Source organism: Micrococcus sp. 2A, from assembly GCF_039519235.1.
Classification (GTDB): Bacteria; Actinomycetota; Actinomycetes; order Actinomycetales; family Micrococcaceae; genus Micrococcus.
In genome coordinates this window covers 1,958,178-1,980,085 of sequence record NZ_CP154351.1, presented here as the reverse complement: position 1 = coordinate 1,980,085, position 21,908 = coordinate 1,958,178, and the positions used below count along the sequence as shown (strand labels likewise).

Below are 21,908 nucleotides of genomic sequence, written 5' to 3'. Positions count from 1 at the left end.
CAGTGGGGCGGTCAGCGCGCGGCCATGCGGATGGCGCCGTCGAGCCGGATGGTCTCGCCGTTGATCATCTGGTTCTCCACGAGGTGGGTCACCAGGTGGGCGTACTCGGACGGGTCGCCGAGGCGTGAGGGGAACGGGACCTGCTGGCCCAGGGACTCCCTCGCCTTCTCCGGCAGCTGGCTCATCATGGGCGTGAGGAAGAGCCCGGGGGCGATCGTGTTCACGCGGATGCCGTGCGCTGCCAGCTCGCGCGCGATGGGCAGGGTCATGGCCACGACGCCGCCCTTGGAGGCCGAGTAGCCGGCCTGGCCGATCTGGCCCTCGAACGCGGCCACCGACGCGGTGTTGACGATGACGCCGCGGCCGCCGTCCTCGTCCGGCTCGTTGCCCGCCATGGCCTGGGCGGCCAGGCGGATGACGTTGAAGGTGCCCACGAGGTTGACGGCGATGATCTTCTCGAAGGCCTCGAGCGGCTGCGCCCCCTCGCGGGAGAGGACCTTCGCGGGCGTGCCGATGCCGGCGCAGTTCACGACGCCGGAGAGCGGCCCGGGCTGGCGGGTCGCCTCCTCGACCGCGCGGGCCACCTGGTCCGAGTCGGTCACGTCGGTCTCCACGAGCACGGCGCCCTCGGGGGCGGACCCGGCGAGGTCGGCCACCACGACGTGGGCGCCGCGCTCGAGCAGCGCCGTCGTGGTGGCCTCGCCGAGGCCGGAGGCCCCGCCGGTGATGATGAAGGTGCGGTCCTTGATCTGCATGGTCGTGATCTCGATTCTCGTCCCGCGGGACGGGTGGTGGGGTCGGGCTGAGGCGGCGCCGCTCGAGGACGGAGGCGCCGGCGGGGGTCAGGCCTGCGCGGCGGGGTCGGCCGATCTGACGGGTCCGTCGAGCTGGGCCCGCAGCCGGTGCTTCAGGATCTTCCCGGACAGGTTGCGCGGGATCTCCGCGATCACGAGGTCGTGGGGGAGCTTGAAGCGGGCGATCCGGCTCTCGCCGTACGCGCGGAGGTCCTCCAGGGTCACGGTGGCCCCCGGCGCGGGGGTGACCACGGCGACGATGCTCTCCCCGAAGTCCGGGTGGTCGCGGCCGACGATCGCGAGCTCGGCGACGCCGGGGCAGCCGGCGAGCGCGTTCTCCACCTCCACCGAGTAGACGTTGCGGCCGCCGGTGATGATCAGGTCCTTGAGGCGGTCGACGATCGTGAGGTAGCCGCCCTCGTCCACGCGGGTCAGGTCGCCGGTGTGCACCCAGCCGTCGACCACGGTGGCGGCCGTGGCCTCGGGGTTGCGCCAGTAGCCCTTCATCATCGTCTCGCCGCGCATGATCATCTCGCCCACCTCGCCGACGGCCACGTCCTCGCCGTCGGCGTCGACGACGCGCACCTCCGTGTTCGGCATGGCCAGGCGTCCGCTGGCGGACGGGTGGGCCATGACCTCCTCGTGGGTGAGGAGGATGCCGCCGGGACCGCCCTCCGTCTGGCCGCAGGCCTGGACGATGTCCACGTGCGGGAGGGCGGCGACGAGTGCCTCCGCGGTGCTCGCGGGCATCGGGGCGGCTCCGTAGAAGAGGTGGCGCAGGTGGGAGAGGTCCCGGGCGGCCATCTGCGGGCTGCGCAGCATGGACGCGAACATCGTGGGGACGCCGAAGAACACCGTGACCTTCTCGCGCTCCAGCGCCTCCAGCACGTCGTCCGGCGCGAACGCGGGCATCAGCACCTGGGTGGCGCCCAGCATCACGCCGTTGAAGAGCAGCAGGTTGAGGGACGCGGAGTGGTAGAGCGGGGCCACGTGCAGCATCGTCTCGTCCAGGCGGAGGCCGAGGCCCATGGTGATGTTCTGCCCGACCCAGAGCACGCGGTGGTGGTCGAACAGGGCGCCCTTGGGCCGGCCGGTGGTGCCCGAGGTGTAGATGATCAGCGCGTCGTCGTCCTCGGACAGCTCGCGCTCGAACGTCGACTCGTCGCGGGCCAGCGCCGCGGCGAGCACGTCGTCGAACCCGTCCAGCTCGCCGAGGCCGAGGGCCGTCGCCGTCCCCAGCCCGCCGTCGTCGGCCTGCAGTGCGCGGACGCCGTCGCCGGCGGCCGGGTCAACGAGGACCATCGACGACTCGGTGTCGGCGAGGAAGTGCCGGAGCTCGGGCGCGGCGGAGCGGGGGTTGACGGGAACGGCGATGGCCCCGGCGCGCAGCGCGCCGTAGATCCCGACCACGAAGGCCATGGTGTTGCCCGCGACGAGGACCACGCGGTCCCCCCGCTGGACGCCGCGGTCGGCGAGCTCTGCCGCGAGGCGGGTGACGGTGCGATCCAGCTCCCCGTACGTGAGGGAGGACTCGCCCCACCGCAGCGCGGGGCGGTCCGGGACGCGGCGGGCGGTGGAGGCGAGGACGCCGGGCAGGGTGGGCATGGGGTGCTCCTGGGTCGCGTGCGGAAGCGGGCGGTCAGATGTGTGATGTCCGTCTCATCCGGGGATGCTATGCGACTGTATGGCGATCTGCACGAATGTGCAATGATGACGCGCAGGCGGATCGGACGGACGAGGCGCACGGAGCCCTTGCGCCGCGAGGAGAAGGAGTCGACCGGAGATGCGAGACGACGAGGCACGGATGCGGGGCGCCGGACTGTACGCCGAGGACTTCCCGGTGGGGACGCGGTCATCGATGGGCTCGTACCCGGTCACCGAGGAGGAGGTCATGGCGTTCGCCCGCCAGTGGGACCCTCAGTTCATCCACACGGACCCGGAGCGCAGCGTCACCCACGGGCGCTACGGGGGACTGATCGCGAGCGGCATCCACACCGTGGCGATCCTCCAGCGGCTCCAGGTGCTCGCCCGCACGGACCACTGGCACGTGATCGCGGGGCGGGGCATCGACCGCCTGCGCTTCGTGCGCCCGGTTCGGCCCGGGGACGTCCTCACCGGGGACGCGGTCGTGACCGAGCTGACGCTCGAGCCGGAGCAGGGACGGGGTCTCGTGGTGTTCGCGTCCCGGGTGTGCAACCAGGACGGCAAGGACGTGCTCACCATGGAGATCTCCGCGTACCTGGAGATGCGGCCGGCGGCGCTCCCGCACTGAGCGGCCGCCGGGGGTCAGGCCAGGCCGAGGATCCCCCTCACCACGCCCATGCCGAAGAACACCACGAACGCGGCGGCGACCAGCCACAGCAGCGGGTGCACCTCACGGGCGCGGCCCTGGCCGGCGCGGATGACCGCGTAGGCGATCATGCCGGCGCCGATGCCGTTGGCGATCGAGTACGTGAACGGCATGAGGATGAACGTCAGGAAGGCCGGCAGCGCGGCACCCCAGTCCGACCAGTCGATGCGCGTCACCTGCGCGCACATCATGAAGCCCACCACCACGAGGGCGGGCGCCACCGCCTCGAACGGGACGAGGTGGATCAGGGGCGTGAGGAACATGGCCAGCAGGAACAGCAGGCCCGTGACCACGGAGGCCAGGCCCGTGCGGGCGCCCTCGCCGATGCCGGTGCCGGACTCCACGAAGATCTGGTTGGCGGAGCCGGACGCGCCGCCGCCGGCGGTCACCGCGAGGGCGTCCACCATGAGCACCCGGTTGAGGTCCGGGATGGTGCCGTCGGGCTCCACGGTGCCGGCCTCGCGGGCCAGGCCCACGGAGGTGCCCATCGCGTCGAAGAACACCGAGAGCAGGATCGCGAAGACGAGCAGCGACGCCATGAGCCCGCCGAGGGTGTCGAAGGCGCCGAAGAGGGACACGTGGCCCAGCAGCGAGAGGTCCGGGGCCGCCCAGTCCGGAACGGACGGCGCCACGAGGGACCAGCCGAGCGGGTTCACGGTGCCGTCCGCGGCCACGGAGGGGCCGATGTGGAACACGGCCTCGAGGATGTTGGCCAGCACGGTGGCCACCACGATGCCGATGAGTATGGCCCCGCGCGTCCCGCGGATGACGAGGATCGCCGTGACCGCCAGGCCCACGATGAACACGAGCACCGGCCAGCCGGCCAGCTCGCCGCCCGTGCCCAGGCCCACGGGCACGGTGGTGCCCGCAGCGTCGGGGAGGCGGCGCACGAACCCGGCGTTGACGAGGCCGATCAGGGCGATGAACAGGCCGATGCCGACGACGATGGCCGTCTTCAGCGCCTCCGGCACCGCGTTGAACACCGCCGTGCGGAAGCCGGTGGCCACGAGCACCACCATCACCAGGCCCGCGAGCACCACGAGTCCCATGACGTCCGGCCACGTCATGCCCGGGGTGGTGGCCACGGTGATGGCCACGAACGCGTTGATGCCCAGGCCTGCGGCGAGGGCGAACGGGTGCCGCGCCCACACGCCCATCACGATGGTCGCGACGCCGGCCACGAGCGCGGTCACGGCGGCCACGCGCGGCACGCCGAGCACGTCCCCGTGGGCGTCCGCGCCGGAGAGCACGAGCGGGTTGAGCACGATGATGTAGCTCATGGCCAGGAACGTGGCGAGGCCGCCGCGCATCTCCTGGCCGACGGTGGAGCCGCGTGCCGAGATGCGGAAGAAGCGGTCGAGGCCGGAGGCGGGGGCCGGCGGGCGTGGGGGCCCGGGCGGGGCGGCGGGGGAGGAGGCGGTGCGCGAGGACATGGCACCAGGGTAGTGAGCGGCCTGGACGCGGCGCGCCAGTGCGGGCAGACTCGACCGGTGAGCTCTCCCACCCCCGCGACCCGGTCCCGCCTCGGCGACCTGCGGGGGGCCTTCCAGATCTACGCGCCGTCCGTGGTCTACGCGATCGGCCTCGGCGCCATGACGCCGGCCATCGCCTCCGCGGCGCTCGCCCTCGGCCTCACCACGGCCCAGGCCGCCGCCGTCGTCGTCTTGGTGGGCCTCGGCTCGCTCGTGGCCAACGGCCCGGCCTCGCTCCTCGCCGCCCGCGCGGGGGAGCGGCTCACCATGATCGTCTCGGCGGTGCTCGGCACCGCCGGGGCGGGCCTGGCCTGGGGCACGACGGCGGCCCTCGCCTCGGCCGCCGTCGTCCCGGGCGGCGGGGTGAGCGAGCCGGGCCGGCTCGCCCTGTTCCTGCTGGCCGTGCTCCTGGTGGGCGTCGCGGGGGCGGGGTTCAACCTCGCCCGGCAGGCCTACCTGGCGGTCGCCATCCCGGCCACCCACCGCGCGCGGGCGATGTCCACGCTCGGGGGGACCATCCGCATCGGCGTGTTCTCCGGTCCCTTCCTCGGCGCCGCCGCCCAGGCGGGGCTGGGGCTGTCCGGCGCCTTCGCCGCCGCGACGGCGACCATGGCGGCCGGCGCGGTCCTGTGCCTGCGCATCCGCGAGCTGACGGTGCCCGGGGAGACGGCCGGCGTCGCGGCCCGGGGGACGGCGGCGGGGGCCGGGGGCGGTGCACCCCGGGTCGGGCAAGCCCGCCCGCGCGTCGCGGACGTGGCGCGCGCCCAGCGCGGGGTGCTGCTGACGGTGGGCTTCGGCGTCATGGCCGTCTCGGCGGCCCGCGCGGCGCGCAACGCGGTGATCCCGCTGTGGGCCGCCCACCTCGGCCTCGACCCGGCGGCCGCCTCGCTCGCCTTCGGCCTCGCAGGCGCCGCGGACCTGCTCCTGTTCTACCCGTCCGGGCGGCTCATGGACCGGTACGGCCGACGCGCGGTCGCGGTGCCCTGCCTCGCGCTGCTCGGGGCGGGGTTCCTCGCGGTGAGCCTCTCCGCGCACCCGCTCGCCTTCGCGGCGGCCGCGCTGCTGCTGGGGATCGGCAACGGGTTCGGCTCGGGGATCGTCATGACGCTCGGCGCGGACTACTCGCCGGCCAACGCCCGCCCCCAGTTCCTGGGGCTGTGGCGGTCCATGTCCGACGCCGGCATGCTCGCCGGCCCGCTGCTGGTCTCCCTGGTCACCGCGGCGGCCGGCCTCGCGTGGGGCGTCGGCGCGCTCGCGGCGGTGTGCGCGGCGGGCGCCGTCGTGTTCCGCATCGTGCTGCCGGCGGGGCCGGGCGCCGTCGCCGAACCGGCCGACGTGGCGGTGCGGCCGCGGGCGTGAACGTGTCCCGCTGGAGCCCGGGTCAGGCGGCCGCCGGGTCCTCCGGGGGGACCGTCTGCCCGGAGGCGTGGTCGTCGAAGATCATGTAGGTCTGGGTGTCGACGACGCCGGGCAGGGTCTGCAGCTCGTCGAAGATGACCCGGCGCAGGTCCGCGTTGTCCCGGGCGCGCACCAGCAGGATCACGTCCATGTTCCCGCCCACGAGGGAGACGTGCCACACCTCCGGGATGGCCAGCAGGGTGGCGCGCAGCTCGCGCCAGTTGTGCTGGCGCAGCTTGAGGGTGACGTGCGCCGAGGCGCCCAGGCCGACCTTGACGGGGTCCACGCGCACCGTGAATCCGGTGATGACGCCGGCGTCCTGCAGCCGGTTGAGGCGCGAGTAGCAGTGCGCGCGGGAGATGTGCACGCGCTCGGCCAGCGCGGCGACGGAGAGGCGGCCGTCCTGGGTCAGCTCGCGCACGATCGCGCGGTTCACGCGGTCCAGGGCATCGGTGGCCATGGGATCTCCTCGAGAGCTGGGGCAGGATGGGGACGGCGGGCCGCGGCCGCTCCGGCGGGCAGCTCGGGGGCCGCCGCCCACGCGGGACTGACGCCTTGTACGGTCCGTCTCCGTGTCACCGGTCACACTAGCAGAACGTCTCCAGCAACAGGCCAAAGTATTCCATTGCTCCACTGATTCTCCGCCGGCGGGCGACAGAATGCCCTCGACCGGCACACTGAAGGCCACAGATCGAGAGGACCCAACGTGAGTGACTCCACCCCCGCCGTGCCCGGCACGGCCGCCGACGAGGCGGCCAAGGCCGCGGCGAGCACCAACGCCGGCGCCGCCTTCGGCATCTCCCTCGAGGAGTACCTGCTCCCCGCGACCCGCCGCATCCAGCTCATCGGCGAGGACGGCACGCTGCTCTCCCCGGAGGAGCAGGGCACCGAGCCCGGCCACGAGTACCCGCTGCCCTCGGACGAGACCCTGCTGGAGGCCTACCGCCACCTCCTGATCGGCCGCCGCGTCAACGACCAGAACTACGCGCTGGTGCGCCAGGGCCGCATGGCCGTGTACCCGTCCTCGCACGGCCAGGAGGCAGCCGAGGTCGCCGCCGCGGTGTGCCTGGGCCAGGACGACTGGCTCTTCCCGACCTACCGCGACACCGTGGCCGTGATCGCCCGCGGCGTGGACCCCCTCGACGTCATGGTGGCCTACCAGGGCACGTGGCATCAGGGCTACGACCCCAAGGAGCACCGCGTCTCCGTGCAGGCGACGCCGCTGACCACCCAGATGCTGCACGCCGTCGGCCTGGCCAAGGCGGCCCGCCTGCGCGGCGAGGACGTCGTCTGCCTGGCCATGGTCGGCGACGGCGGCACCTCCGAGGGCGACTTCCACGAGGCGCTGAACTTCGCCGCCGTGTTCAAGCTGCCGGTGATCTTCTTCGTGCAGAACAACAAGTACGCGATCTCCGTGCCCTTCGCGAAGCAGTCCGCCGCCCCGTCCCTGGCCCACAAGGCCGTGGGCTACGGCCTGGCCGGCGAGCGCGTGGACGGCAACGACCTCGCCGCCCTCCTGGCCGTCCTCGGCCGTGCCGTGGACCTGTGCCGCGCGGGTCAGGGCCCCTTCCTCGTGGAGGCGGACACCTACCGCATGCAGGCGCACACCAACACCGACGACCCCACGCGGTACCGCGAGGACGCCGAGGTGCAGATGTGGGCCGAGCGCGACCCGCTGCGCCGCATGACCGCGTACCTGCAGGGCACCGGCGCCCTCACCGACGAGGTGTCCGAGCAGATCACCCAGGACGCCGAGGACGTCGCGGCCCGCCTGCGCGACGCCATGAACGCCGAGGTCGAGCTGGACCCGCTCGAGCTCTTCGACCACGTGTACACCGTGCAGACCCCCCAGCTCGCCGCCCAGCGCGCGCAGCTGGCCGAGGAGCTGTCCCGCACCGAGACCCAGGAGGCCTGAGCATGGCGACCCTGACCTTCGCCGCCGCGCTCAACGCGGCCCTGGCCGACGAGATGGCCGCCGACCCGATGGTGGTCGTGTTCGGCGAGGACGTCGGCACCCTCGGCGGAGTCTTCCGCATCACCGACGGCCTGACGAAGCGCTTCGGCGAGGAGCGCTGCTTCGACACCCCGCTGGCCGAGTCCGGCATCGCGGGCATGGCCGTGGGCATGGCCCTCGGCGGCGCCCGCCCGGTCATCGAGATGCAGTTCGACGCCTTCGCCTACCCCGCGTTCGAGCAGATCGCGAGCCACGTGGCCAAGATGCGCAACCGCACCAAGGGCGCGGCCCCCATGCCCATGACCATCCGCATCCCCTACGGCGGCGGCATCGGCGGCGTGGAGCACCACTGCGACTCCTCGGAGTCCTACTACGCGCACACCCCCGGCCTGAAGGTGTACACCCCGGCCTCGGTCAAGGACGCCTACATGATGCTGCGCTCGGCCATCCGCCTGGACGACCCGGTCGTCTTCATGGAGCCCAAGAAGATGTACTGGACCAAGGCAGAGCTGGACCTGGACGAGCTGCGCGCCGAGTTCGAGGAGCGCTGGGCCCGCGTCGAGGAGAAGAAGGAGCACGGCGAGGCCTGGGCCCAGGCCGCCGTCGTCCGCACCGGCACCGACGTCACCCTGGTGTCCTACGGCCCGTCCGTGCCCACCTGCCTGGCCGCCGCCGCGGCCGCGGAGGAGGAGGGCTACAGCGTGGAGGTCGTGGACCTGCGCACCGTGAACCCGCTGGACGAGGAGACCGTCGCGGCCTCCGTGTCCAAGACGGGCCGCGCCGTCGTCGTCGCCGAGCCCCAGGGCTTCGCGTCCGTGGCCTCGGAGCTCGTGGCGCGCGTCCAGCAGCGCTGCTTCCACTCGCTCGCCGCTCCGGTGCTGCGCGTGACCGGCTTCGACATCCCCTTCCCCGCCCCGAAGCTCGAGGAGCACCACCTGCCGAACGTGGACCGCATCCTCGACGCGATCGACGACCTGAACTGGGACCTGGAGCCCGAGGAGGCCCGCGCATGAGCAACATCTTCCTGCTGCCCGACCTGGGCGAGGGCCTCACCGAGGCCGACCTGGTCCGCTGGCTCGTGGCCGAGGGCGACGAGATCGCCGTCGACCAGCCCGTGTGCGAGGTCGAGACCGCCAAGGCGATCGTGGAGGTGCCCAGCCCCTATGCCGGCACCGTCCTGACGCTGCACGGCGCCGAGGGCCAGACCATGGAGGTCGGCAGGCCGCTGTTCACCGTCGGCGCGGCCGACGACGCCGGCGCACCCGCCGCGGCCCCTGCCGCTCCCGCGGCCTCGGACGCGACCCCCGGCTCCGCGGCCGACGCCGACGCGGCCCCCGCGGCCGACGGCGCCGTGCCCGGCGCGCTGTCCTACCGCGAGGAGGAGCGCGCCGGCGTGCAGCCCGCGCCGGACAAGGCCCGCGGCGGCGACGGCGACGTGGAGGGCTCCGACGAGGAGGCCTCCGGCGCCGTGCTGATCGGCTACGGCACCTCCGGCCACAAGGCCAAGGGCCGCACCCGCCCGTCCAAGCGCTCGCGCACCGGCGCCCCCGCCGGTCCGGCCCGCTCCGGCGCCGCGCCGGCCACCCCCGGGAAGGCGCCGCGCGTGGCCTCCCCGATCGTGCGCAAGCTCGCCCGGGAGACCGGCGTGGACGTGGCCGCCGTGACCGGCACCGGCCCGGACGGCCTCATCACCCGCGCCGACGTGCTCGCAGCCTCCTCCGGCGCGGCCGACGTCCTCTCCGCGGCCGCCTCGACGGGCGCGCTGGCCGCCTCGGCCGTGCTCGCCGGGACCGCGGCCGAGCAGACGCCGGCCGAGAAGTCGGTCGCCGTCGGCGCCGCCGAGGGCCAGGCCTCGCCCGCGGCGCAGTCCCTGAGCGCCACCGCCGCGCAGGGGCAGGCGGACGCCCGCACGGGCCTGTCCGTCACCGCCCGCACCCCGATCTCGGGTGTGCGCAAGGTGATCGCGGACCAGCTCTCCCGCTCCCGCCGCGAGGTCCCCGAGGTCACCGCGTGGCTGGACGTGGACGTCACCGCCCTGCTTCAGCTGCGCGCGCAGCTGAAGAAGGCGGACCCGGAGAACGCCCCGAGCCTGCTCGGCCTGATCGCCCGCTTCACGCTGGCCGGCCTGCGCCGGTACCCGGTGATGAACGCACGCATCGAGGCCGGCGCCGGCGGCCGGGACGAGATCGTGGAGGTGGACGGCGTCCACCTCGGGCTCGCGGTGCAGACGCCCCGCGGCCTCATGGTGCCCTCCGTGGAGCACGCGGAGCGGCTGTCCGCGGACGAGCTGACCCGCGCGATCAACGAGACCGTCACCCGTGCCCGCGACGGCAAGGCCGCCCCGGCCGAGCTGACCCGCGGCACGTTCACGCTCAACAACTACGGACCGCTCGGCACCGACGGCGCCACCCCCATCCTCAACATCCCCGAGGTGGGCATGCTCGGCATCGGCCGCATCATGGACCGCCCGTGGGTCGTGGACGGGGAGATCGTGGTCCGCAAGGTCACCGAGATGACCGTGACCTTCGACCACCGCGTCACCGACGGCGCCACTGCGAGCGCGTTCCTCACGTTCGTGGCGGACTGCCTCAACGACCCGACGGCGGCCCTCGCCCGGATCTGACGGGCCCGCCCCTCCTGGAGGAGTCCTGTGCAGGTGTGCCCCTCCGATGCGGAGGGGCACACCTGCGCAGGACTCGTCCTGCTCTGGTGTGGGGTTCGTGGACGCATGACGGCGGCGCGTCACGCAGGCTTCACCGGAGCGTCACGCGACCGTCGCCTGGGGGCTCCTCCGCCCGGGGTGCCACGTGCCTAGCCTGGGGCCATGAACCGCGTTCCCTCCGCGCACGGTCCGTCCTCCTCCAGCGACACGCCCGCCGCGGGCGAGGCCGCCGCGCGGCCGCGCATCACGCTGGACCCGGAGTCCCTCATCTCGGCGCGTGAGGCGCTCGGCCCGTTCGGCAACCTCGCCCGCCAGGAGCCCATCGAATGGGCCGCCGAGGAGCCGCTGCCCACGGATCTGGCGGACTTCTACCGCTACGTGGGCCCGGAGTGGCTCGAGATCGACACCGTGGGGCTGCCGCTGCTGTTCTTCCCGCTGGACCGCCTGTGGGACGAGCAGGCCGGCTACCGCTGGAACCATCGCACCGGCGCCCTGCTCGTGGACTGGAACGACGACTGGACGGTGGTGGCGAAGCAGGGCGCCGACCCGTTCATCCACGAGGCCGCCACCGGCCGCATCCTCATGGCCCCCGGCGAGGACGGCTGGGAGGACCGCATGGACGAGCCCGAGCCGGTCTTCCGGGACGTCACCGAGATGGCCCGCGCCCTCGCCGCGGTCGGCACCGCGTGGGCCCGCTTCGACGATCCCTTCACCCCGGACTGGCACCTCACGGACGAGGTGGTGGCCGCCGTCGTCGCCGGCCTCGAGGGCGTGCTCGGCTCGCATGAGCGGGCCGCGGGCCTGGCCCGCAAGCTCGGCTACCTCGCCGCGCGCTGACCCCGCCGTCGGGGACGCCCGGGAGACGCCTGCCTCCCGGACGCCCGCGCGGGCGACGGCGGCCTCCCGCCCCTAGGCTGGCCGCATGACGTCGCCTGACCCCGCGCAGCCGGACCGTGCGCAGCCCGGCCCCGACGGCCTGCACCCCCCTCCGTCCCTCCCGCCCCTGCCCGGTGCCCCCGGTGGCTGCGCCCTGCCCTCGGTGGAGGAGCTGCTGGCCGACGCGGTGGCCGTGGAGCTGCCCATGACGGTGCGCTTCCGGGGCACCACCGCGCGCCAGGCTCTCCTGCTGCGGGGGCCCGCGGGATGGGCCGAGTTCTCCCCGTTCCCCGAGTACGGCCCGGAGGAGTCCTCCCGGTGGCTCGCGGCGGCTGTCGAGGCCGGCTGGCAGGGCTGGCCGGCGCCGGTGCGGGACGCGGTGCCCGTCAACGCGACCGTCCCCGCCGTGGGGGCGGCCGAGGTCGAGGACGTCCTCGAGCGCTTCGGCCCCGTGCCCGCGGTGAAGGTCAAGGTGGCCGAGCACCGCCCCGGCGGCGGCCTGGTGGCGGGCGGCCACGCGGCCGACCTCGCCCGGGTGCGGCGGGTGCGCGAGCTGCTCCCGGAGGCCGCGATTCGCATCGACGCCAACGCCGGCTGGACCGAGGACGAGGCGCTGCACATGCTCACCGAGCTGGCCGACGTCGGCCTCGAGTACGCCGAGCAGCCCGTGCCGGGCATCGCCCCGCTGGCCCGTGTGCGCCGCGCCCTGCGCGAGCGCGGCGTCGCCACCCCGATCGCCGCCGACGAGGCCGTCCGCAAGGAGGACGACCCGCTGGCCGTGGCCGCGGCGGGCGCGGCCGACCTGATCGTGGTCAAGGTGCAGCCCCTCGGCGGAGTGCGGCGCGCCGCGGCGATCGTGGCGGCGGCGGGGCTGCCCGCCGTCGTCTCCTCGGCCCTGGACACCTCCGTGGGACTGGCCGGGGGAGCGGCCCTGGCCGCGCACCTGCCCTCCCTGCCGCACGCGTGCGGCCTGGGCACGGCGGCGCTGTTCGCCGACGACGTGGTCGCGCCCCCGTGGCGTCCGGTGGACGGGACGCTCCCCGCCCCCGGCGTCCGCGCTCCCGAACCGGACCCGAGCGCGCTGCGCCGACTGCAGCTGGACCGGGAGGGGCGGCGGCGGTGGGCCGAACGCGTGCAGCACGCTCACGCGGTCCTCGCACAGATCTCCGGCTGACCTGGGGCGATGGCGCGCCTCCGGGAATCCAGCCCCCAGGGGGGGACCCAGAGGGCAATACGACACGTCGACGAGACGAAATCTCGGTGCCACGCACTGTTTCGTCCCGGTTCACCTTGGTGTCCTTCGCCGCTCGACTCGGGGGGACAGGGTGGGGGAATGTCCGCGGGTGTCCGCGGGCATCGTGGCCCGGGGCCGCCCCACGGGCGGGCCCACTCCCTCTTGAACGACGCGAAGGACTCCCCATGCTCAAGCGCCTCCTGCCCATGTCTGGTCATACCCGCGGCAACCGTTCGGCTGTCACCTGCGAGCTCAAGTGCGGCAACGCGTGCTCGCACCCGATCCCGAACACCTCGGACAACGCCACGTTCCAGCAGATCGCCGAGACCGCGATCTCCCGTCGCTCGGCCCTCATGGGCGGCACCGGCCTGGCCGCCGCCGTCGTGATCGGCGCGAACATGGCCCAGGCCCCCGAGGCCCTGGCGGACAACGGCAACCACCCCACCGGCGGCGGCAAGCTGGACTTCACGGCCATCAAGCCCGTCCCGCGCACCGTGGACGACGTCACGGTCCCCGAGGGCTACGAGTGGGGCACGATCATCCGCTGGGGCGACCCGCTCTTCAAGGACTCCGAGGAGTTCGACATCCAGCACCAGACGGGGAAGTCGGCGGCCGGCCAGTTCGGCTACAACAACGACTACCTGAACATCGTCTCCGACGGCGGCAACGACCGCTCCGGCTACCTCGTGTCCAACCACGAGTACACCAACGAGAACATCATGTTCTCCCCGGAGTACATCATCTCCCACCGCAAGGACGTGGTGGACGCCGGCATCCAGTCGCACGGCCTGTCCGTGGTGGAGCTGGAGCGCGCCAAGCGCGGCCAGAAGTGGGAGTACGTGCAGGGGGGCCGTCGCAACCGCCGCATCACCGGCACCACCCCCTTCAAGGTCACCGGCCCGGCCGCCGGCCACGCCCTGCTGAAGACCGTCGAGGACCCCACCGGCACCCGCGTGCTGGGCACCCTCAACAACTGCGCCGGCGGCACCACGCCGTGGGGCACCGTGCTCTCCGGCGAGGAGAACTTCAACCAGTACTTCAAGGGCCGCGGCACCGCCGAGGAGAAGCGCTACGGCATCGGCACCAAGGCCACGCAGCGCGGCTGGGAGCTCTTCTACGACCGTTTCGACCTCACCAAGGACGGCTACGAGAACGAGGCCAACCGCTTCGGCTGGGTCGTCGAGGTCGACCCTGAGGACCCCACCTCCACCCCGGTGAAGCACACCCTCCTGGGCCGCTTCAAGCACGAGGCCGGCACCGCAGTCCTCTCCGGCGACGGCCGCGCCGTGGTCTACTCGGGCGACGACGAGCGCCACGACTACCTCTACAAGTTCGTCTCCGCGAAGAAGTTCGTCGAGGGCGACAAGAAGCACAACATGCGCCTCCTGGACGAGGGCACCCTCTACGTGGCCAAGTTCAAGGGCGACTCCCCGAAGTCCGAGATCGACGGCAAGGGCACCCTGCCCTCCGACGGCGCGTTCGACGGCGCCGGCGAGTGGATCGCCCTGGCGACCGACAAGAAGTCCCTCGTGCCCGGCATGTCCCTGGCCGAGGTCCTCGTCTACACCCGCCTCGCCGCGGACAAGATGGGCGCCACCAAGTTGGACCGCCCGGAGGACGTGGAGACCAACCCGGTCAACGGCAAGGTCTACATGGCGCTGACCAACAACACGAAGCGCACCGAGGTGGACGAGGCCAACCCGGTCGTGGGCAACCGCGACGGCCACGTCGTCGAGCTGACCGAGAAGGGCGGCGACCACACCGCCACGACGTTCAACTGGGTCATCCTGCTGCTCGCCGGCGATCCGGCGGTCTCCTCCTCGGCCTACTTCGCCGGGTACCCCAAGGAGCTCGTGTCCCCGATCTCCTGCCCGGACAACGTGGCGTTCGACTCCGAGGGCAACCTCTGGATCTCCACCGACGGCCAGCCCGGCACGATCGGCCTCGCCGACGCCCTCCACAAGGTCACCCTGGACGGCCCGGAGCGCGGCCGCGTCGAGCAGTTCCTCGCCGTCCCCCGTGACGCCGAGACCTGCGGCCCGGTCATCCACGACCGCGACAACTCCGTGTTCGTCAACGTCCAGCACCCGGGCGAGGACGGCAACTGGGGCGCCCACACGTCCTACTTCCCGGACTTCCTGTCCCCGGCCGGCCCCGTGCAGGTCGGCGACAAGGTCGCGGCCCCCCGTCCCTCCGTCGTGCAGGTCTTCAACGTGACCGGCAACAACGGCGTGGGCAAGGGCTCCGGCAAGGAGAAGGGCAACAAGGGCAAGGGCAGCAACGGCCACGGCAACTCCGCCTTCGGCCACGCGCAGGGCAACGGCCCCAAGAAGTGACCCGGTGCGGGGAGTGATCCCCGCGCGGACGGGGCCGGACCCGCAGCATGGGGGCCGGCCGAGTCCCCCCCCTGACGAGGCCGCCACGGCACACCGCCGTGGCGGCCTCGCCGCGTCCGGGGATCGCGCCGCCCCCGCTGTGCGGGGACGGCACGGGCCGGGGCCGTCCGGCTCTGCCCGCCTAGACTGGGGGCCACCATGACTTCCGCCGACTCCCTCTCCGTGGCGCGCGCCGTCGCCGCCGCCCTGACCGACGCCGGGATGAGGGACGCGGTGATCTGCCCCGGCTCCCGCTCCGCGCCCCTCGTGTACGCGCTGGCCGACCTCGAACGGCAGGGCCGGATCCGGCTGCACGTGCGGGTGGACGAGCGCGCGGCGGGCTTCCTCGCCCACGGGCTCTCCCTGGCCTCGGGCCGCCCCGTGGGGGTGCTCACGACGTCGGGCACGGCGGTCGGGAACCTCCTGCCCGCCCTCATGGAGTCCTTCCACGCCGGCACCCGCCTCGTGGCCCTCACGGCGGACCGGCCCGCGGAGCTGCACGGCTCGGGCGCCAACCAGACCACCGAGCAGGACGGCATCTTCGGGCACCACACCCGCTTCTCGGCCACCATCGAGGCGGATCCCGCGGCGGGCCGTTCTGCGCAGCAGCACCTGAACGAGGCCGGGGCCACCGTGCGCCAGGCCCTGCTGGCGGCGGACGGCTTCGTGTGCGACCCCGACGCCGGGTGCCCGGCCACGCGGGAGGCCGCCGTCCACGTCCGTGACGCCCCCGCGGGACCGGTGCACCTGAACCTGCGCTTCCGCGCCCCGCTGGTGCCGGACCCCCGGGAGGCCGCGGACATGGGCGCCCGCATCCCCGCGCGGACGCCCCCGTGCCCGGACGCCGACCACGGGCTGCCGGACCTCTCGGCCGACTCCCGCGCGCTGCCCGCCGTCGGCGACGTGCGCCGCGACGCCGCGGCCCGGGCCCCGTGGCGACCGGCCGGCGCGGACCTGTCCGGCCTGCCCGACCTCGACGCCTCCCGGCTGCGGGAGCGGCGCACCGTGGTGCTCGCCTGCCACGGCGCCGGTCCGGTGGCGGCCGCGTTCGCCGTCTCCCTGGGCCTGCCGCTGCTGGCCGAGCCCAGCTCGAACGCCCGGTTCTCCGTCAACGCGGTGGCGGCCTATCCAGCGCTGATCGGCTCCCACGGCGGGCGCGGCGCGGACAGCCACCCGCTGGCCGGGCGCATCGAGCGCGTCGTGCTCTTCGGCCGCCCCACGCTCACCCGCTCCGTCACGGCGCTGCTCGCACGCCCGGACGTGGAGACCGCGATCCTCCTGACCGAGCCCGCCCCGTGGTTCGAGGTGGGCCGCCGCGCCGAGCGGGTCGTGGGCTCCCTCGCGGAGCTCGCGTCCTTCGCGGGTCAGGGCGAGCCAGGGTGGCTCGCCGCATGGCAGACGGCCTCGATGCGCGCCCAGGCCGCGGTGGAGGACGTCGTGCTGGACGAGGACACCGCGCACGGGCTCAGCCCGCAGAGCGTCGCCCAGGTGTGCGCGTCCGTGACACGGGGTCCGCTCGTGCTGGGATCCTCGTCCCTGATCCGGGACGTGGACCTCGCGTGGCGGCCCCCGACACTGGCCCACGTGCACGTGTACGCCAACCGCGGCCTCGCCGGGATCGACGGGACGGTGTCCACCGCCATGGGGATCGCCCTGGGCACGGGCCGCCGCACCGTCGCCCTCCTGGGCGACCTCACGGCGCTGCACGACGCCGGCGGGCTGCTGGTGGGGACCACAGAGGCCGACCCGGACGTGGACCTCGTGGTGGTCAACGACACGGGCGGCGCGATCTTCGCCGGCCTCGAGCACGGCACCGTGGCACGGGCCCCGGGGATGGCCGGCGCCGTGGAGCGCTTCTTCGGCACCCCGCACGCCGTGGACCTGGAGGGCCTGGCTGCCGCGTACGGCGTGCCGTACGTCTGCGCCGCGGACCGGGTGGGGCTCGTGCACCTCCTCGCGGTCCCGGTGCGCGGCCGACGGCTCGTGGAGGTCCGCTGCGACCGCACCGAGCGCCCGCGCGTGGCCGCCTCGATCGCCGCCGCCGTGCGCTCCACCTTCCCGGACCCCGCGTCCGAGCCCGCCAGCCCCGAGGAGGCCGCCCGATGACCGCACAGACCCCGCGCCCGTCGTCCGCCACGGGCGCCGCCGATCGGCCCCGCCGCGCGGACGTGCTCATCTCCGGCGGCGGCCCCGCCGGGGCCACCGCCGCCGCGCACCTGGCCGCCGCGGGCCTGGACGTGGTGGTGCTGGAGAAGTCCGCGCACCCTCGCGAGAAGGTGTGCGGCGACGGCCTCACTCCGCAGGCCGTCCGCGAGCTGCAGCTGCTCGGCGTGCCCCACCGCGGGGAGGCCGGCGACGACGGCGGCTGGCAGCGCATCCGCGGCCTGCGCCTGCGTGCGGGCCGGCGCGGGGTGGACGTGCCGTGGCCGAGCACGCAGACGTGGCCGGACTACGCCCTGACGCGCACCCGCCGGGACTTCGACGCCATCCTCGTGGACCTCGCCCGAGAGCGCGGTGCCACCGTGCTCGAGCGCCACGCCGTCACAGGCGTCACCCGGGACGACGCCGGACGCGTCGACGGGCTGAACGCCGAGCTGATCGGGGAGAATGGCCGCAAGACCGGCGAGAGCGTCACCTGGCACGCCCCGATCGTGCTCTCGTGCGACGGCGTCTCGGCCCGTGCGGCCGTCTCCGCGGGCCTGCACCGGCGCGAGGACCGCCCCATGGGCGTGGCCGTCCGCGCGTACTACACGGCCGGCGCGGCCGTGGGAGGCGCCGCCCCCGCCCTGCCGGGGGACCGGGCGGAGTGGATGGAGTCCTGGCTGCGCCTGCCGGACGAGCAGGGGAATCCGCTGCCCGGCTACGGCTGGCTCTTCCCGCTCGCCGACGGCACGGTGAACGTGGGGCTGGGCATCCTCGACACCTCGCCCCTGTTCGGGACGCTGGACTACCGCGGCCTGCTGACCTCGTGGTCCGGCGCGCTGACCGAGGACTGGGGGATCTCGGAGGAGACCCGGTCCTCGAAGATCCTCGGCGCGGCCCTGCCGATGGCCTTCAACCGCACGCCCCAGCACGTGCCCGGGCTGCTGCTCGTGGGCGACGCCGCCGGCATGGTCTCCCCGTTCAACGGAGAGGGCATCGGCTTCGCGATGGAGGCCGCCCGCCACGCCGCGGACCTGGCGGTGGAGGCGCTCGCGGCGGGCAGCGCCGTCGGTGCGGACAGCGTGCTGGCCCGCTACCCCGTGCTCACGCAGCACCTGTGGGGCCGCCACTTCGCCCTCGGCGCCCGCTTCGCCCGCCTGATCGGCGACCCGCGCGTGATGCGCGCCGCGCTCGGCACGGGCATGGCCGTCCCTCCGCTGCTGCGTGCCGTGGTCAAGGTCATGGGCAACACGGTGGACGCGGAGGGAGGCGACGTCGTCGACCGTGCCGTCCGCCTCCTCGAGGCGGCCACCCCGTCGCTCACCACGGCGGACGACCCGCGGTTGGGTAGGCTGGCCGGGTGAGCACTGACCACGTCGGCATCGCCCTGCCCCCCGGATTCGACCACCTGGCCGAGCACGGCCGCGTGCTGGAGACCGTGCTGTCGGCCCTCGAGCAGGTGGAGGCGCAGCTGGAGGAGGCGCTCGCCTTCGACGACGAGTTCTCGCAGACCGCCACGGCCCACCTGCTGGCCGCCGGCGGCAAGCGCGTGCGTCCCGTGCTCACGGTGCTCGCCGCGCTGCTGGGCGATCCGGAGCTGGCCTCCGGGCAGGTGGCGCCCGTGGGCGCGCAGGCGCGCCAGGCCGCCGTCGTGATGGAGCTCACACACCTGGCCACCCTGTACCACGACGACGTGATGGACGAGGCGGCCGTGCGCCGCGGCGCGCCCGCCGCGCACCGGCTGTGGGGCAACGCGGCGGCCATCCTGGCGGGCGACCTGATCTTCGCGCGCGCCTCCCAGCTCATGAGCGAGCTCGGACCGCGCGCGGTGCGAATCCAGGCGGAGACCTTCGAGCGTCTCGTGCAGGGGCAGCTGTGGGAGACCCGCGGCCCGTCCGCCGGCCAGGACCCCATCGAGCACTACTACCGGGTGCTCGGCGGCAAGACCGGCTCGCTCATCGCGGCATCGGGCGTGCTCGGCGCGCTGCTCGGCGGGGCGGACGAGTCCGCCGTCGCGGTGATGGGGGAGTACGGGGAGAAGGTGGGCCTGGCCTTCCAGCTCGCCGACGACCTGCTGGACCTCACCAGCACCGCCGAGACGCTCGGCAAGACCCCCGGCACGGACCTGCGTGAGCGCGTGGCCACCCTGAGCACGCTGCTGCTGGACCGCGCCGCGGCGTCCGAGGACGCGGCCGAGGCCGCCGCGGCCCGCCGCGTGAAGGAGCTCGTGGACGGCCCCCTCGACGACGACGCTCAGCTGGGCGCCGCCGTCGCCGCGCTGGTGGCACACCCCGCGTTCACGCGGGCGTGGGAGACGACGCACGACTGGGCGGACCAGGCCAAGGCCGCGCTGGCGCCCCTGCCGGACTCCGTGGTGAAGGAGTCCCTCGCGGGGTTCGCCGACTACGTGGTGGACCGCGCGAGCTGACGCCGGGCCGGGCCGGGCCGGCAGGTCCCGGTCGGCGAGCCGCCCGGGGATGACGGGCTGCTCCGGCGGCGACCCGACGGGCCTCAGTCGAGGAACGTCGGCGCGGGGTCGAGTGCGGCGGCCAGCTCCCGGGCCTTGCGCTCCCGGACCTCGGGGGCGACGGCGTGGCGCAGCTGCCGGTAGAGCAGGTCGCCCTCGTAGCGGGGGAAGACGTGCAGGTGGTAGTGCCACACGTGCTGGTTGCCGGCGGGCTCGTTGTGCTGGCGCGTGGAGATCCCGTCCGGGCTCCAGGCCGCCTTCATGGCCAGCGCCACCTGCTTCTCCATCAGGGCGATCCGCTGAAGCACACGGGAGGGCAGCTCGTAGAGGTTCTCGTGGTGCGCGGCGGGGCACACCATGGCGTGCCCCTCGTGCTCGCCGAAGCCGTCGCACGCGATCAGCACGAGGAGGTCCTCGTCCTGGTAGACGGTGTCCCCGAGCTCGCAGCGGTTGCCCGGGTCCGCCACGTTCCCGGCCACGAGCCCGCAGAACGGGCAGGCGTACCCCTCGGGGGCGTGCGAGCGCAGGGCGGGGGCGCCGCCTCGCGTGGTGTCCTCGGGCCCGCTCATCGGGCCACGCCCCGCTCCGCGCCGTCGTCCTCGTCCCCCGGGTCCTCGAAGGTCCACGCCAGCAGGTCGAGCACGAACTCGCTGAAGGTGCCGCCCTCGTCCTCCCAGGCGCCCTCCTCGGCCTCGGCCCCCGCAGACCGGCGCCACACGAGGGGGTCCGGCAGGGTCAGGTTGGCCACGGGCAGGCCCCACACCACGGTCTCGTCCTCGTCCTCGAGGAACATGAGGTAGCCGTCGCGGGCCTCGAGGTCGTCCGGATCCCAGAAGTAGTGGGCCGTCTCGAGCAGGTCGCCGCAGTTGCCCAGGGCGAGGTAGAACTCGCGCAGCGCGGCGGGCAGGACGAAGGCGTCGCCCAGCTGCTCCGCGGCGGGGGCGGAGGGCAGGCGCTCCTCGATCTCCCGCGGGGAGAGGCCGTCGTCGGCGGCCCAGGGCTCCCCGAGCAGGTCCGGGACAAGCTGCTGGAACGCGGGCAGGTACACGGGTGCGGGGGGCTTGGCGGGCATGGGGCCAGTCTAGGGGCGGTTCCCGACGGCGGCCCGGGCCGCCCGACGCTGCAGGCGCGAGCGGTGCAGCTGGTCCACCGTGAACACGATCAGGGAGAGCCAGATCAGCCCGAACCCGATCCACCGGGGGAGCGGCATGTGCTCGCCGAGCACCGTCACGGCGGCCAGGAACTGCAGGATGGGCGCGATGTACTGCAGCATCCCGAGCGTGGTGAGGGAGAGCGACTTCGCCGCCGAGGAGAAGAGGATGAGGGGGACGGCCGTCAGGACGCCCAGGCCGGCCATGAGCCAGAAGTGCCCCGGGCCCTGGGTCACCGTGGTCAGCAGCCCGGCCTGGAGCAGCAGGACCGAGCCCACCGCGAACACGGGCAGGAGCACCACGGTCTCCGCCGTCATGGTGGTCACCGCGTGCACCGGCACGGGGAAGCGCTTCTTCACGAAGCCGTACAGGCCGAACGAGAACGCCAGCACCAGGGCGAGCCAGGGGACGGCGCCGAGGGCCGCCGTCATCACGGCGACGGCGAGCACGGCGATCCCCACGGCGACCCACTGGAGCCGGCGCAGGCGCTCGCCCAGGAACAGCACGCCGAGGAGCACGTTGACCAGCGGGTTCATGAAGTACCCGAGGGAGGCCTGCAGCACGTTCCCGCTCATCACGCTGGCCGCGTAGACGAGCCAGTTCACGCCGATCACGCCGGCGGCGAGCGCCGTGGTGCCCCAGCGGGCCGGGGAGGACAGGGCGGTGCGCAGCTCGGGCAGCCGCCGCATGGCGGTCAGCAGCAGGAGGCAGAACACGAGGGCGAAGCCGATGCGGACCACCACGATCTCCACGGCGCCGGCCGGGGCGGTGGCGGCCATGTAGAGCGGCATCCCGCCCCACAGGAGGTAGGCCGTGAACCCCAGGGCGAGGCCGCGGGAGTCGTTGGCGGCAGCCGGAGCCACCGTGGGCAGGGCGCCCGTGTCCGGGGCGGAGGGCGAGGAGGCGGTCACCGGACCACTGTAGGGCCGCCCCCCGCCGTCGCGGCGGGAGCGGGGTCGTGAGGGGGCTCACCCGGGCGGCCGCCGCCCCGCCGGTAGACTGGGAGGTCGATCCCCGCGCGCCGCGCGCCGGC

General features: G+C 74.2%; 18 protein-coding genes. 11 read left to right on the top strand and 7 right to left on the bottom strand.

The genetic code is table 11. The annotated features are described in order from the left end of the window. Positions 1-11 precede the first annotated feature (11 nt). Together AAG742_RS09120 and AAG742_RS09115 are read right to left on the bottom strand one after the other, a co-directional pair. Entirely contained in the window at positions 12-755 is a 744-nt protein-coding gene (locus AAG742_RS09120; protein WP_248116148.1) for a 3-hydroxyacyl-CoA dehydrogenase, read from the bottom strand. An 87-nt stretch (positions 756-842) separates the two neighbouring features. Further along, positions 843-2,399: an AMP-binding protein gene (locus AAG742_RS09115; RefSeq protein ID WP_298711846.1), complete on the bottom strand. Its 1,557-nt coding sequence runs from the start codon at positions 2,397-2,399 to the stop codon at positions 843-845. 178 nt (positions 2,400-2,577) lie between these two features. On the opposite strand from AAG742_RS09115, the gene AAG742_RS09110 reads away from it, so the two are divergent. Further along, positions 2,578-3,066, top strand: coding sequence for a MaoC/PaaZ C-terminal domain-containing protein (locus AAG742_RS09110; RefSeq protein ID WP_298711842.1), 489 nt, complete (start codon positions 2,578-2,580; stop codon positions 3,064-3,066). A gap of 14 nt (positions 3,067-3,080) precedes the next feature. On the opposite strand, the gene AAG742_RS09105 is transcribed toward AAG742_RS09110, so the two are convergent. Continuing rightward, a complete protein-coding gene (locus AAG742_RS09105) occupies positions 3,081-4,577 on the bottom strand; it encodes an NCS2 family permease (RefSeq protein WP_298711840.1) in 1,497 nt (498 codons plus the stop codon). Positions 4,578-4,634: 57 nt separating this feature from the next. On the opposite strand from AAG742_RS09105, the gene AAG742_RS09100 reads away from it, so the two are divergent. Next, the gene (locus AAG742_RS09100; protein ID WP_298711837.1) at positions 4,635-5,975 is read left to right on the top strand and encodes an MFS transporter; all 1,341 of its coding nucleotides are present in this window, start codon (positions 4,635-4,637) and stop codon (positions 5,973-5,975) included. A 22-nt stretch (positions 5,976-5,997) separates the two neighbouring features. Here the strand turns inward: AAG742_RS09100 and AAG742_RS09095 are convergent, their stop codons facing one another. Further along, positions 5,998-6,474: an Lrp/AsnC family transcriptional regulator gene (locus tag AAG742_RS09095; RefSeq protein WP_248116138.1), complete on the bottom strand. Its 477-nt coding sequence runs from the start codon at positions 6,472-6,474 to the stop codon at positions 5,998-6,000. Positions 6,475-6,720: 246 nt separating this feature from the next. On the opposite strand from AAG742_RS09095, the gene AAG742_RS09090 reads away from it, so the two are divergent. The 9 genes from AAG742_RS09090 to AAG742_RS09050 all read left to right on the top strand — a co-directional run bounded on the left by AAG742_RS09090 (position 6,721) and on the right by AAG742_RS09050 (position 19,685). Further along, a complete protein-coding gene (locus tag AAG742_RS09090) occupies positions 6,721-7,929 on the top strand; it encodes a thiamine pyrophosphate-dependent enzyme (RefSeq protein WP_343282076.1) in 1,209 nt (402 codons plus the stop codon). A 2-nt stretch (positions 7,930-7,931) separates the two neighbouring features. Next, the gene (locus AAG742_RS09085; protein WP_248116134.1) at positions 7,932-8,981 is read left to right on the top strand and encodes a transketolase C-terminal domain-containing protein; all 1,050 of its coding nucleotides are present in this window, start codon (positions 7,932-7,934) and stop codon (positions 8,979-8,981) included. Continuing rightward, on the top strand, positions 8,978-10,591 hold the full coding sequence (locus AAG742_RS09080; RefSeq protein WP_298711834.1) for a dihydrolipoamide acetyltransferase family protein: 1,614 nt from the start codon (positions 8,978-8,980) through the stop codon (positions 10,589-10,591). The genes AAG742_RS09085 and AAG742_RS09080 overlap by 4 nt, the downstream gene beginning before the upstream one ends. A gap of 201 nt (positions 10,592-10,792) precedes the next feature. Continuing rightward, complete coding sequence (locus tag AAG742_RS09075) at positions 10,793-11,467, top strand: hypothetical protein (protein ID WP_298711832.1); 675 nt, start codon at positions 10,793-10,795, stop codon at positions 11,465-11,467. 85 nt (positions 11,468-11,552) lie between these two features. Beyond that, a complete protein-coding gene (locus AAG742_RS09070; RefSeq protein WP_298711829.1) occupies positions 11,553-12,680 on the top strand; it encodes an o-succinylbenzoate synthase in 1,128 nt (375 codons plus the stop codon). Between the two features lie 245 nt (positions 12,681-12,925). Beyond that, a complete protein-coding gene (locus AAG742_RS09065) occupies positions 12,926-15,076 on the top strand; it encodes a PhoX family phosphatase (protein ID WP_298711826.1) in 2,151 nt (716 codons plus the stop codon). Between the two features lie 198 nt (positions 15,077-15,274). Next, the gene (menD, locus tag AAG742_RS09060; RefSeq protein WP_343282075.1) at positions 15,275-17,221 is read left to right on the top strand and encodes a 2-succinyl-5-enolpyruvyl-6-hydroxy-3-cyclohexene-1-carboxylic-acid synthase; all 1,947 of its coding nucleotides are present in this window, start codon (positions 15,275-15,277) and stop codon (positions 17,219-17,221) included. After that, positions 17,218-18,621, top strand: a complete 1,404-nt coding sequence (locus AAG742_RS09055; protein WP_343282074.1) for a geranylgeranyl reductase family protein — start codon at positions 17,218-17,220, stop codon at positions 18,619-18,621. Before menD ends, AAG742_RS09055 begins: the two co-directional genes overlap by 4 nt. Then, complete coding sequence (locus AAG742_RS09050) at positions 18,618-19,685, top strand: polyprenyl synthetase family protein (protein WP_343282073.1); 1,068 nt, start codon at positions 18,618-18,620, stop codon at positions 19,683-19,685. Before AAG742_RS09055 ends, AAG742_RS09050 begins: the two co-directional genes overlap by 4 nt. Before the next feature lie 83 nt (positions 19,686-19,768). Here AAG742_RS09050 and AAG742_RS09045 read toward each other — a convergent pair whose 3' ends face one another. Genes AAG742_RS09045 through rarD form a run of 3 tightly spaced genes read right to left on the bottom strand, consistent with a single transcriptional unit; the run spans position 19,769 to position 21,786 of the window. Continuing rightward, a complete protein-coding gene (locus AAG742_RS09045; RefSeq protein WP_248116121.1) occupies positions 19,769-20,293 on the bottom strand; it encodes an HIT domain-containing protein in 525 nt (174 codons plus the stop codon). After that, complete coding sequence (locus AAG742_RS09040; RefSeq protein WP_248116119.1) at positions 20,290-20,796, bottom strand: hypothetical protein; 507 nt, start codon at positions 20,794-20,796, stop codon at positions 20,290-20,292. The genes AAG742_RS09045 and AAG742_RS09040 overlap by 4 nt, the downstream gene beginning before the upstream one ends. A gap of 9 nt (positions 20,797-20,805) precedes the next feature. Beyond that, complete coding sequence (rarD, locus tag AAG742_RS09035; protein ID WP_298711811.1) at positions 20,806-21,786, bottom strand: EamA family transporter RarD; 981 nt, start codon at positions 21,784-21,786, stop codon at positions 20,806-20,808. Between the last annotated feature and the right edge of the window lie 122 nt (positions 21,787-21,908).